Annotated in this window: 12 protein-coding genes; 9 read left to right on the top strand and 3 right to left on the bottom strand. The window is 40.8% G+C overall.

Annotation, left to right across the window (positions count from 1 at the left end; all coding sequences use genetic code 11):
* Window positions 1-2,086 (bottom strand): excinuclease ABC subunit UvrA (uvrA, locus tag ACYVTD_RS06370; RefSeq protein ID WP_461246952.1); only part of this gene is annotated, 2,086 nt, incomplete at its 3' end.
* 159 nt (window positions 2,087-2,245) lie between these two features.
* Here uvrA and prfB point away from each other — a divergent pair.
* The 7 genes from prfB to ACYVTD_RS06335 all read left to right on the top strand — a co-directional run bounded on the left by prfB (window position 2,246) and on the right by ACYVTD_RS06335 (window position 10,179).
* Window positions 2,246-3,359 (top strand): peptide chain release factor 2 gene (gene prfB / locus ACYVTD_RS06365; RefSeq protein ID WP_461246951.1). Its coding sequence is split into 2 segments (ribosomal slippage): window positions 2,246-2,317 and window positions 2,319-3,359, totalling 1,113 coding nucleotides; the frame shifts between segments, so codons are not numbered across the junction.
* Window positions 3,356-4,822, top strand: coding sequence for a hypothetical protein (locus tag ACYVTD_RS06360; RefSeq protein WP_461246950.1), 1,467 nt, complete (start codon window positions 3,356-3,358; stop codon window positions 4,820-4,822). Before prfB ends, ACYVTD_RS06360 begins: the two co-directional genes overlap by 4 nt.
* A complete protein-coding gene (ftsY, locus tag ACYVTD_RS06355; RefSeq protein WP_461246949.1) occupies window positions 4,819-5,685 on the top strand; it encodes a signal recognition particle-docking protein FtsY in 867 nt (288 codons plus the stop codon). The genes ACYVTD_RS06360 and ftsY overlap by 4 nt, the downstream gene beginning before the upstream one ends.
* A gap of 79 nt (window positions 5,686-5,764) precedes the next feature.
* Window positions 5,765-6,946, top strand: a complete 1,182-nt coding sequence (locus tag ACYVTD_RS06350; RefSeq protein WP_461246948.1) for a hypothetical protein — start codon at window positions 5,765-5,767, stop codon at window positions 6,944-6,946.
* Complete coding sequence (locus ACYVTD_RS06345) at window positions 6,943-8,229, top strand: ABC transporter permease (RefSeq protein WP_461246947.1); 1,287 nt, start codon at window positions 6,943-6,945, stop codon at window positions 8,227-8,229. The genes ACYVTD_RS06350 and ACYVTD_RS06345 overlap by 4 nt, the downstream gene beginning before the upstream one ends.
* Window positions 8,222-8,920, top strand: a complete 699-nt coding sequence (locus ACYVTD_RS06340; protein ID WP_461246946.1) for an ABC transporter ATP-binding protein — start codon at window positions 8,222-8,224, stop codon at window positions 8,918-8,920. The genes ACYVTD_RS06345 and ACYVTD_RS06340 overlap by 8 nt, the downstream gene beginning before the upstream one ends.
* Window positions 8,917-10,179, top strand: a complete 1,263-nt coding sequence (locus tag ACYVTD_RS06335; RefSeq protein ID WP_461246945.1) for an ABC transporter permease — start codon at window positions 8,917-8,919, stop codon at window positions 10,177-10,179. Before ACYVTD_RS06340 ends, ACYVTD_RS06335 begins: the two co-directional genes overlap by 4 nt.
* Window positions 10,180-10,183: 4 nt before the next feature.
* On the opposite strand, the gene ACYVTD_RS06330 is transcribed toward ACYVTD_RS06335, so the two are convergent.
* Both ACYVTD_RS06330 and ACYVTD_RS06325 read right to left on the bottom strand, forming a co-directional pair.
* A complete protein-coding gene (locus tag ACYVTD_RS06330) occupies window positions 10,184-10,870 on the bottom strand; it encodes a hypothetical protein (protein WP_461246944.1) in 687 nt (228 codons plus the stop codon).
* Window positions 10,842-11,096 carry a hypothetical protein gene (locus ACYVTD_RS06325; protein WP_461246943.1) on the bottom strand — a complete coding sequence of 85 codons (255 nt, stop codon included), beginning with the start codon at window positions 11,094-11,096 and terminating at the stop codon, window positions 10,842-10,844. Before ACYVTD_RS06325 ends, ACYVTD_RS06330 begins: the two co-directional genes overlap by 29 nt.
* A 202-nt stretch (window positions 11,097-11,298) precedes the next feature.
* Here ACYVTD_RS06325 and mraZ point away from each other — a divergent pair, with 202 nt between their 5' ends.
* Window positions 11,299-11,775 carry a division/cell wall cluster transcriptional repressor MraZ gene (gene mraZ, locus ACYVTD_RS06320; protein ID WP_461246942.1) on the top strand — a complete coding sequence of 159 codons (477 nt, stop codon included), beginning with the start codon at window positions 11,299-11,301 and terminating at the stop codon, window positions 11,773-11,775.
* Window positions 11,772-12,644 (top strand): 16S rRNA (cytosine(1402)-N(4))-methyltransferase RsmH (gene rsmH, locus ACYVTD_RS06315; protein ID WP_461246941.1); only part of this gene is annotated, 873 nt, incomplete at its 3' end. The genes mraZ and rsmH, both read left to right, overlap by 4 nt.

Here is a 12,644-nt window from a genome sequence, read left to right as displayed (position 1 = left end):
GCGGCGTTCTGCCTATCGGACTTTGATCAATATCAATTACTTTGTCGATATATTCCGCGCCGTCCAGTCTTTTGTAAGCGCCTTCGGCATGATTTGAGCCGTAAACTTTATTGGCTAGAGCGGGGTAGAGTACGTCTGAAAGCAGGGTGGATTTTCCAGAGCCTGAAACACCCGTAATACAGGTAAAAATCCCAAGCGGAATTTCCACGTTAATATTTTTTAGGTTATGTTCGCTTACGCCCTTTAATTTGATAAATACGCCGTTATCTTCTCGCCGTTTTTTTGGAATGTCAATTTTTAATTCACCTGCTAAATACCGCCCTGTAAGGCTTTCCTTAACTTTCATTACGTCATCAGGAGTTCCCTGCGCGACTACGCGTCCCCCGTGTACGCCCGCTCCCGGTCCTAAATCTACGATATGATCCGCAGTGCGTAAGGTTTGCTCGTCATGCTCTACAACAATCAGCGTGTTGCCAAGGTCTCGCAGATAGAGCAGAGTGTCTATCAGGCGTTGGTTGTCTCTTTGGTGAAGCCCAATGGAAGGCTCGTCTAAAATGTAAAGAACACCAACAAGACTTGAGCCTATCTGAGTCGCAAGCCTTATACGTTGGGCTTCACCGCCTGAGAGAGTGGCGGCTTTACGCTCAAGGCTGAGATAGTCAAGACCGACATTTTGCATAAACCCAAGGCGGGCGTTAATTTCCTTCATTATTTGATGCGCGATTTTAGTTTCGTTTTTGTTTAATTTGATTGTTTCAAAAAATTTAAGAGAGTCCGTTACGGAAAGTTGGGACAGTTCCCAAATATTTTTTCCGGCTACAGTTACAGCTAACGATTCTGGTTTTAACCTTTTGCCGCCGCAGTCTTCGCAGGGTTTTTGGCTCATAAATTTTTCAAGCCAGTCTTTTATACCCTGCGACTGGGTTTCAAGATAACGGCGTTTAAGCTCTTCCAGAATACCGGGAAATTTTGACTGGTATTCAAAATGCCCTGTTTTTTCGCGGTTCACATAACGGACTTTTATATCTTCGTCGCTGCCGTAAAGAATAGCGTTTGTTATTTTTTTTGGCAATTTGTTAAACGGCGTATCAAGGCTAAAGTTGTAATGTTTGGCAAGGCTTTGAAACCTGCTGCGGTTCCATGCGCTGTCCGGGTTGTATGGAATAACGCCGCCTTCGTTAAAGGAAAGCGAACGGTCGGGTATTACAAGGTCGGGATCAAATTCCAGTTTCGCGCCAAGCCCTGTACAGCCGGGACACGCTCCAAAGGGGTTGTTAAACGAAAAAAGTCTAGGCTGTAATTCAGGGATAGACACTCCGCAGTCGGGGCATGAATTTTTCTGCGAGAAAAAATGTTCCGTATTTTTCCCGTCCTCATTTACCAATGCCAGCATAAGACCGTCCGCCGTTTGCAAGGCGGTTTCTACTGACTCCGCTAACCTAGAGCGTATCTCTTTTCCAATTACAAGACGGTCAACGATAATTTCTATCGTATGTTTTTTTTGCTTGTCCAACTTTATATTTTCGTCCAAGTTTACGGGAACTCCGTCTATTCTTGCCCTGGCGAAACCCGCCTTGCGCGCGTCCTCTACTATTTTTTGATGTTCACCTTTTTTCCCTCGAATAACGGGAGCGAGCAGTTGTATTTTCGCCCCTTCCTTAAATTGCAAAATTGTCTCGATTATGGAGTCCACAGGCTGTTCTCGGATTTCCTTTCCGCAGACAGGGCAGTGAGGTACGCCGATTCTGGCATAAAGCAGGCGGTAGTAATCGTAAATTTCAGTTACAGTGCCGACAGTGGAACGCGGGTTGCGGTGCGTGGTTTTTTGCTCGATAGAAATTGCCGGGGAAAGCCCTTCGATATAGTCCAAGTCGGGCTTGTCCATGCGCCCCAAAAATTGCCTTGCGTAGGCTGACAGGCTTTCCACATACCGCCTTTGCCCCTCGGCGAAAATTGTGTCAAACGCCAGAGAGCTTTTGCCCGACCCCGACAGCCCTGAAATAACGATAAGTTTGTCTCGGGGAAGTTCAAGATCGATGTTTTTTAAGTTATGCTCACGTGCTCCCTTGATGATTAATTTGTCCATATATGGTAAGAATAGCATTGTATTGAGGAAGAATTCTACCACAAACCACACGAACAACACGAACTTTTACTCCATATCTCGTCGTGGTTCGACTTGGTTCGTGTGGTTCGTGGTTGAAATAATAATCAATTTCCAATAAAATTAAGGCAGGAGATTACAGTGCTACTTACCGAATTGGGCGCGCCCATTGCCGATTTAAATAAAAAAATAAACGAAACTTGGAGGCGTCTTTGAAGACGCTTCTTTTGCCCAACGTATAGCCGAAGTCGAGGCAAAAACCGCCGAGCCGGGCTTTTGGAACGACCAGGAAACAGTCGAAAAAACAATGGCTTCCCTAAAAAGTCTTAAAAACAGATACGAGCCGTGGAAAGCCCTGCGAGATGAAGTTACCGATTTGCAAACCCTTTTTGAATTGGCTACTGAGGCAAAAGACGAAAGCGAAAGTTCAGGGCTGGAAAAAACAATCAAAGACTTAAACGCCCGCTATGAAAAACAGAATATGTTTGAACTTATGACGGGCGAAATGGACAAAAACCACTGCTTTCTTACCGTTCATTCGGGTGCGGGCGGGACTGAAGCCTGTGATTGGACGCAAATGCTCTACCGCATGTACCTTCGCTGGGCGGAGCAAAAGGGCTTTACAGTTGAAGAAGTTGACCAACAAGAAGCCGAAGGTGGGCTAAAGTCCGCCACCTGCCGCATAGATGGCGACTATGCCTATGGTTTTTTGAAAGGAGAGTCGGGGATACACAGGCTTGTAAGAATCAGCCCATTTGACGCAAACGCCCGCAGGCATACCTCTTTCGCCTCCGTTTACCTATTTCCCGTTATAGATGATACAATCGAAGTAGACATAAAACCCGAAGATTTGCGTGTAGACACCTACCGCTCAGGAGGCGCAGGTGGGCAGCATGTAAACAAGACGGACAGCGCGGTTCGTTTTACACATTTGCCTACGGGAATAGTTGTCGCCTGCCAGAACGAGCGCAGTCAGATAAAAAACCGCGCTATTGCCATGAGTATGCTTAAAGCGCGGCTTTACGAGTACTACAAAGATGAGAAGGAAAAAGAAAACGAAAAATATTCGCAGGAGAAAAAGGATATTTCATGGGGACATCAGATAAGATCCTATGTGTTTCAGCCGTATACAATGGTAAAAGATTACCGCACAAAAGTTGAAAAGGGAAATATCCAAGCTGTAATGGACGGCGATATTGACCCATTTATCGAGGAGTATTTAAGATTTTCATGGCGTAATGGAGAGATGAATTGAAAAGAGAGCGTTGTTTTTTATTTTTAATTTTTCTCATTTTAACAACGTCGTTATTCGCAAAGGGTAAGACCGATGAAACTGAAGTTAAAACGCAAAATGACGAATGGTATTTATGCTTAACAAAATTTGACTCAAGTTCTCTTCCTGTTGATAAAACAAATATTTCAGGTGTAATATCAAGAGAATTGACAGATCGATTAAGCTCAATAAATTATCGTACGCGCATATCGCCTGAATACGCTTATTACGAAGCGTATGCATGGGAGCGCGATCGCTCAACTGCGGCAAAAACTCTTTCTACAAAGATGGAAGAAAGATCAAAACTTATTTATCAGGGAGAAGCCAACTGGAAATATAATCAGAGCGTAAAAAAAATAGATGTTGATATAAAAAAAATAAGAGAAAATCTTGATGAAATTGATAAAAACGCTCCGCTTATAAATAAAGAGCCTGTTTTTAAATTACTTTCCGGCAATATTGATCTTGCCTTTCCGGAGCCTCCGTCAAAGGGCGGTGAAAGAAGGTTTTGCTCCGCCCAAAAAGTAGATGCCTTTTTAGCGGGACAAATTACGGATTTTTACGGCAGATATTCTTTAACGCTGAAACTTTATACCATTTATACACGCTCCTTTGTTTGGGAAGAAAATTATATTTTTTCGTATACCGATATTAACGCTACTATTGATGAAATTACGCGAAAATTAATGATAATACTTTCTGGAAACGCTCCTTCTGCTGTGGCGATAAATACTGAACCTGAAACAACATTAATATTAATTAATCAATCATTTGCCGGTAAAGGTGAAACCAAGTTAACGGAATATCCTCCCGGAAAAATAACATTAGATGCGTCAGCGCCGGAACATGAAAGCATTGTTCTGGAGACAGAGCTTGTTTCCGGACAGCTTACGCAAATTAATATTAGACTTAACCCCATAAAGTATGTGAATACAGATATTTCAAGTAAGACAGAAGGTCATGTATATCATGGCTCATTGTATGTCGGGGAATCGCCGTTAACTCTCAGAGTTCCCGCAAATAGTTTTGAATATATTGAAATAGAAGCGGACAACGGAAAGAGAGGCTCGGCAGTTTTTAAATCAAAAGATTCTATTGATTACAACCAAACAATATCATTTAAACTATCCCAACCGAATAAAAAAGGCGCGGTGGACAAAGCGCGCAGAGGGTATTACTGGGCGTGGGGCAGTCAATGGCTTTCAGGTATTGCCGCATGGGTTGGTTATTATTCGTTTATGGGCGCGCAAAACGCTATTACTATGAGTAGAAAAACTGCAACTCAAGATCTTTATGATAGCAGAGATAATTGGAATAGATTTCAATCAGGAGCCTTAATTGCCTTTGGAGTTACCTCTTTATATGGAATTATACGCATGATTACTTATATCTATGTTTCGGGCAGAGATTCGACGCCTATTGTAAATACCGGCAGGTCTAAATGAAATTCAGCGAAAAGATAAAGAATTTTTTTAGCGGAAAACCTGCAATTAATGAAGAACTATTCGAAGATCTTTGCGATTTATTAATAGAAGGCGATTTTGGAGCTTCACAGGCGTATAAAACAGTAGAACAATTAAAAGAGTATTATAAAAAAGACAACTCTGTCGCGTTACCCGATAAATTGGCTCAATTACTGGAAGATGAATTAAAAAAAGCGCCGGTTGTTACCGCTGATATTGCGGAAAAACTAACGGCTATTTTGCTCCTTGGCGTAAACGGAGTAGGCAAAACAACTACCGCCGCAAAACTTTCCAACCTTTACAATACAAAGTTAAATAAAAAAACCATACTCGCCGCGGCGGATACGTTCAGAGCCGCCGCGATTGATCAATTAAAAATACACGGGGAAAAACTAAATACGCGGGTAGTGGCTCATAAACAAGGCGGAGACCCTGCGGCGGTAGTTTATGACGCGCTGGAAGCCGCGCAGTCGGGCGGGGCAGATGTAGTTATCGCTGATACTGCCGGAAGAATGCATACAAAATCGGCGTTAGTTGAAGAATTACGCAAAATTGACAGAGTAGTGGAGACAAAAGCGGGTGGCGCGAATTATCTTAAATACCTTGTGCTGGACGCGACTACGGGAAGAAACGCCTTCGCTCAGGCGGAAATATTTCACGACGCGGTTGCGCTTAACGGGGTAATATTGACAAAATACGATTCCACTGCAAAAGGCGGAGTAGTCTTTTCTTTGGCGTCGGAATTAAAACTGCCTGTAGCGTATATATGCACAGGCGAAAAATACGGGGATATAGAATTATTTGATCCTCATAAATTTGCGAGGGAATTTGCGGGTATCGAATAAAAAAATAATACTTATTGTTTTTCTCGTTTTATTATTCTTTACGGCAATTATTGCCTTAACTAAAGAAATAGAGGAGGTATTGCCTGTTGTAGATCCCGAAGAAAAAGAATTAATAGTTGATTTAAATAAAGATTTTGATAAAAACAACTGGATAAAACCCGCGCGTTGGTTCCGTTCAAACTCCGCAGGTATGGCATTAGAGGAAATAAGCTCGCGTTTTAAAGCGTTGCGTTACCAATACGCGTTAGCAATAAACTATGTGTCAGATGAAGAAATACCCGAATATCTTTTACCCTATTTTAATGAAAGTTATTATGCAGAAGTCCGTATTTTGTATAAAAACGGCGAACAAACAAGGACACAGTGGATATTCAAGGACGAAAACGCCAATACAAGACTTAATGCCGTTCTTTTTGAGCCTGAACCGGAAATTGAAACTGAGCAAACGGCGCAAAAAATTACGGAAGAAGAAACTGAAGTAGCGCAAGAAAAAGACGAAGAAGAACAGGAAAACGGCGAAGAAAAAATAGTTATAGAAAAAGATGTAAAAAACAGAAAAGGATTTATAGAGATATTTGACGAAAATTACTTTTTAACGTCGGAATATAAATTTTATGAGGACGGAAAAGTAGAAAAGACGGAATATGCGTTAAAAGATAATCTTTTAGTAACTGCCGAGTATTCTATCTCACTTAAAAATGATAATAATTTTAAAGAGACTTACACGGATTATTACCGTTACAACCGTTCTTTTTCTTTAAGAAATATAGAGCGTATTTTTAAAGATGAAATATCTCTTACTCCCGCTACGGTATCTTTCCCTCGTCGTATTATGGATTCCATAAAATCAGGAATCATGCTTAACGAAAGAATTAATTTATATCCTGATTTCTTTGGAAATATATCCGTCAGCGACGGCTATAAAATGAATTTTAATATAGATGACAAAGGCAGGATTTTAGGGCAAACTCTTTATGATGAAGAAAATAAATTAATATGGACAATACAAAATACATGGAAAGATAATCGTATTGTATCCACGGTAAAGACAGAAGGAGAAACAATCTTATCGGCTGAATACGGATATAATAGAGACGGAGAGATGACTCAGGAGAAAAATTTTAAAAACGGCGTTTTGGAAAGGGTTGTTTTAATAGAAGGAGATACGGAAATTGAGGAGCTTTATATGAACAATGCCGTAGTCCTTCGCGCCGTTTGGGAAGACGGAAGAAAAATATCTGAAACTAGGGTAAGAAATTGAAAAAGTCATGGGTATTATTTGTAGCATCGCGTTATATTTTTAAGGGACGAAGCAGTTCTCCCGTTTTGGCTGTCTTGGGAATAGCTGTAGGAGTGCTTGCCCTGATAGTGATTATCGCCGTTATGAACGGGTTCCAATTAGGTTTTATAGAAAGTATTTTAGAGGTTTCATCGTTTCATTTGCGCGTAGAGTCTTTTGATCAAAAAAATATTAAGGAAATACAGGAAATTATGCTTGGGATTCCCGGAGTAAAAGCGGCGGTTCCTTTTAAGGAATATCAGGCTATAGCAAAGGGAAAACGCTTAAATCAGCAAGCCGTATTGATAAGAGGGCTTGGCGAAAACACTCTGGAAATAGATAAAGCAATGAACAGTAAACTTGATTTTGAAGACGGCAGTTTTGATCTTTCAAATAACAAAAATATATTGTTGGGTTCCGAACTTGCTTACAGATTGGGTCTTTCTGTAGGAGACGAGATAACGCTTTTTTCGCTGACAGGCATTTTATCTCAGGAAGCCGGAAGCAGTTTAAACGGAGAAGTTACGGGAATATTCAGAACAGGATATTATGAATATGACTGTAGTTGGGCTTTTATTAACATAGAAAGTAATTCATTCATACAAAACGAATGTGATTTAATATTGGGAGTAAAACTCGCGAACCGTTTTTCGGATAAAACAATTTTGGAACAGGCAAAAAGAAGATTATCAGCTTATAAAGATATAAAAATAACCAGTTGGCGCGATTATAACCGTTCTTTTTTTGGCGCTCTTAGAACGGAAAAACTGTTTATGTTTATACTTGTCGGGCTTATTTTTATTGTTGTGGGGTTAAATATTTTTCAGGCGCAAAGAAGATCGGTTTTACAAAGACGGGAGGAAATTGGCTTATTACGCGCCGTAGGCGGTTCGCGAATGGCGGTGCGTTTTGTATTTGTTCTTGACGGAGCTATCATAGGGCTTACAGGCGCGTCTATAGGTTTGTTTTTTGGATTGATGATAGCTTTAAATATGTCAGGCTTTTTTACATTAGTAGAAGGTATTATAAATTTGTTTATAAATATTATAAATATATTGGCAGGTTCGCTTGGAGCGGGAACAGCGGGAAATTTTGCCGTGTTTTCCCCCGCGGTATTTTACATAAAAGAAATACCTTCGCGGCTTCTTCCTTTTGAAGTAACGCTTATATTTATGTTTGGGCTTTTATCCGCTCTTGCGGCGGCTTGGTTTGCGTCAAGAAAAGTATCTAATATACAACCGGCGGAGGTATTGCGTTATGAATGATACGCATGAAAATGTTTTACTTAAAGTAACAAACATCGTAAAAAATTATGTTTCAGGAACCGAGACGCTTCATATCCTGAAAGGCATTAATTTTGAAATTGAAGAAGGTAAATCCGTAGCAATAAGCGGGCAAAGCGGAAGCGGCAAAAGTACGCTCTTAAATATCATAGGCGGTCTTGATAAAGCCGATGAGGGAAGCGTATTTTTAAATGGCACGGATATTACATCGCTCTCGGAAAAAGAAATTTCCGTATATCGCTCCACGCAAACGGGTTTTGTTTTTCAGTTTCATTATCTTTTAAAAGATTTTACGGCGTTGGAAAATATTATGCTTCCCGCTTACATCGCCGGAGTAAGTAAAAAAGAAGCGATTGACAGGGCAAGACAGTTGTTAGCTGACGTTAAATTGGAAGATAGAAGCGGGCATTTTCCATCACAACTTTCAGGCGGGGAACGTCAAAGGGTAGCGGTAGCGCGTTCCATGGTAAACGATCCCGTGCTGATTCTCGCTGACGAACCAACCGGAAATTTAGATCCGCAAAACAGCGAAATTGCGGCGGAATTGTTGTATGAAAGCGCGCAAAAAAGAAAAAAAACCTTAATTGTAGTTACGCATGATAAAAAAGTGGCGCAAAGGGCGTCTGTAAGATTTACATTGGTAAACGGTCAATTATCAGAGGAAGAAATTTGAAAAAGCAAGTGTCATTTTTTATAGCAATAAGATATGTATGGGGCAGAGCCAAAGAAGGAGTGCGCTACTTGCGCGGAGCGGCGGCGGGAATAGCCGTCAGTCTTGTTCCTATCATTGTAACATTAATTGTCGCTGATGGAATGATAAGGGGCATTACGGACAGGTATCTTGAGCTTGGGACGGGGCATCTGCAGGTTTTAGATTATAATAATTACGAAGGTTTTGAGAAAACAACAAAGGGAATAGGCGAAATAGACGGCATAAGGGGAGTATGGGCGGAACAGCGCGGAATGGGCGTTTTAGCGGGTAAAAAAGGAAAAACAGGCGTTTCTGTACGTGCGATTGAAACTTCGTTTTGGGACGATCCTGCAAGCGCCGCATTATTAAAAATAATAGACGGCAAAAGCAAACCGCAGTCAGACAGGGAAATTGTGTTAGGTGAAACTCTGGCAAATAATATAAATGTAAAAATAGGCGATACTGTGCGTCTTATGACTATTACTCAGACAGAAACCGGCAGAGTAACTCCAAAAACCGCTTCTTTTACAGTTTCTGGGGTAATATCATGCGGATATAACGAGCTTGACGCATTATGGTGCATAATCAGTTTGGAAGGAGCTAAGCGTGTTTTTTCACAGGAACCTTCGACAAATTATATTATTAAAATTGACGATCCGTATAAAAAAGCCGATATAATCGCGTGGGAATTAAACTCAAAATTGGCAAGTAATTACAGCATTTATACTTGGCAAGAGCTATTACGATCTCAGTACAGTTCTTATCAAACTACCAGACAACTTTTATTGTTTATTATGACATTGATAGTAATTGTAGCCGCGGTTAATGTTTCTTCCGCTACAAGCATGTTGGTTATAGAACGTCAAAAAGATATAGCAATTTTAAAAATATCAGGCTCAAGCATAAAAGGCATTACCGATATTTTCCTTTGGGGAAGTTTCCTTACAGGATTTATAGGCGGCGTTATCGGTATTACATTCGGGCTGTTGATAGGCAGCAACATCAATATATTAATTCGCTCTTTGGAAAAATTCTTAACTTTTATTTCCGGTATTTTTCACGGAGGTGAGGTAAAAATACTGGATCCCGGTTTTTACCTTGAAACAATCCCCATAATAATCGACTGGGGAACAGTGTTTATTATCTGGTTTTTCGCTATTTTCTGTTCCGTACTCGCCTCATGGATACCCGCGCGCAGGGCAGGAAAACTAAAACCAATGGAATTGTTGCGAAAAACTTGAGATTTTATCTTCTTACATAAACCCAAGCGTTCCCCTTTTTCCCGACTTTTTTAATCAAATTCATCTTAGTCAGCGTATATAACGCCTTTCTAGACACATGGCTTTTTATACCCGACTTCTCGGCATGGGACGAAACGGTAAATTCTTCCGTTTTCTTGAAAGGAATAAAACGCAGATAATCCTTTGGTTTTGCCAAAAGGATACTCTCGTGAAAAGCCGAGAGCTCTTTGTCCTTAATGCTGATTCCCTTGCGTCGCCACGCTCCCTTGCCGTCTTTTACTCGCTTTTCGGTAATGTCTACCATAGCGATTTCTATGGTTACGCCTTTGATAAGAGGCAATTCGGGAGCGTATAGGAGAGCGTCAAAAATGTCCCAAGGAGTTCCGTGTATGGGACTTTTTCTGCGGTATAGCAATTTTCCGTCTTTGGCGCGGACTTCAATCGTTTTTGTTACCGCTATGGGGTGAATAATACGCACTTTGCCGACGGCGGCAAACTCTTTTATCTTTTTTTTAAGCGGTCCAAAACTCCCCGTTTGAACCTCGATATATTCGCCGTCTTTTCTTATGCCGTCGGCGACAAAACTGCCTACTTCAACCTCGGTTTTTCCGCCGGAACCCGCGTATTGGAATTTTAAAGAGCGGTGCAGAGAGCTTTCGTTATTAGTACCTATTGTCTTTTGTGTACTCAAGTAATTCCTCGGCGCTAAGCAAATCTAAAAAATGATAAGTTTCACTTACGCCTGTTCTTTCTTCGGTCTTAATTCCCGCAACCTTAAAAACAATCATCTTGTTTGTCGGAAGGGGCAGGCTGAGTACATTGCCGTTCATGTCTACAAGAGAGTTAAAAGGTAGTCGCCCCTGTACTTCCTGGACATCTCCTTCGGGAAAAACTAGAAAATATTCACTAATATGCATGCTTAATAATACGATAAAACGCCAAAAAACGCCATAAAATACGCAAATTTAGCGTTTTTTGCCTTGTACTACATACATGTATAGTTAAATCGACAAAAATCTTTCATTTTTTTGAAAAAATATTATGAATAGTGGTTGACGAATGATAAAATTCCTATAAAATGGTAAACAAATGGGATTAAGTGGGAGAAAGTAGGAAAAAGTGGGATATAACTTTAAGGGACAATTTGAAGTTACTCTTGATGAAAAAGGAAGAATAAGTCTTCCCGCAGCGTTACGCAAAATTTTAAGCGAAGCTGAACTTACCATCAAACCATGTGATTATGAAAAAGAAAAATGTTTGTGGCTTTTTCCTACGACCATTTATAATGAAATGTCAGCAAAGTACAATAAAAATACTGATATTTTATCCGAGAAAGATCGCGCTTTCCGCCGCCGTTTTTTTAATTCAAAGGATGTAGAAATCGACAAAGCCGGAAGAATACCTATTCCTCAAAACTATCGTGAAGAAGCAGGATTAACAAAAGACTGCTTGGTTATTGGGGCGTGGGACTATATTGAAATTTGGGACAAAGACACATATCGCAAATATTATTCTGAAAGCAAAGATGATTTTGTTTCCGCATCCGAAGAGATTGCAAGTAAATTAAAAAACAGCGGAGGCGGAAATAAAGAATGACAGAATATGTTCACACGCCCGTTATGCTAAATGAAGTTCTCGAATTGCTTGGTCCTAGGGGAAGTAACGAACTCCTTATCGACTGCAATACAGGCGAGGGCGGTCACAGTTATTCAATGATGTCAAAATACTCCGACTTAAAGTTAATCGCCATAGACGCTGATAAAGAAATTCTTGAAATTGCAAAACAACGATTACAGCCCTTCGCAGACCGCATTTATTTCCATTGCGGTTGGTCGTTTGACTTTTTAACGGATTATCCGTCCCAATTTAAGAGACCCGATACGATTTTCTTTGATTTAGGCGTAAGTTTTTATCATTACAAGAAAAGCGGCAAGGGTTTTACCTTTGAAAAAGATGAATATCTTGATATGCGCATTGATACTTCTACGGGAATTACGGCGGCTGAACTTTTGGCACGTCTTCCGGAGAGGGAATTGGCGGATTTGCTCTACAATAACGCCGATGAGCGTTATTCACGCAGAATTGCCTCGTTAATCGTTAATGAAAGGCAAAAATCGACAATAACGACAACTTCGGCTCTTGCTAATCTGGTAGCAAGGGCGGTTCCGGCTTCTTACAGGCACGGACCGGTACATCCGGCTACTAAAACATTCCAGGCTTTGCGTATTGCTACAAACGGAGAGCTTTCACGGCTTCCATCGATCCTTGAGGCGGCGTTAAGGCTTATCGAGCCGGGGGGACGGCTCGGTATTATCAGTTTTCATTCAATAGAGGACAGAATTGTAAAGAATTTCCTGCGAACTATGAATAAAGACTGTATTTGCCCTCCAAATGCGCCGATCTGTAAATGTGGGGGACACCGCTCAATCAATATACTTACAAAAAAGGGTATTACGGCGGGGAAA

The sequence above is a fragment of the Treponema sp. R6D11 genome (genome assembly GCF_054786075.1).
This window is presented reverse-complemented; position numbering and strand designations above follow the sequence as displayed.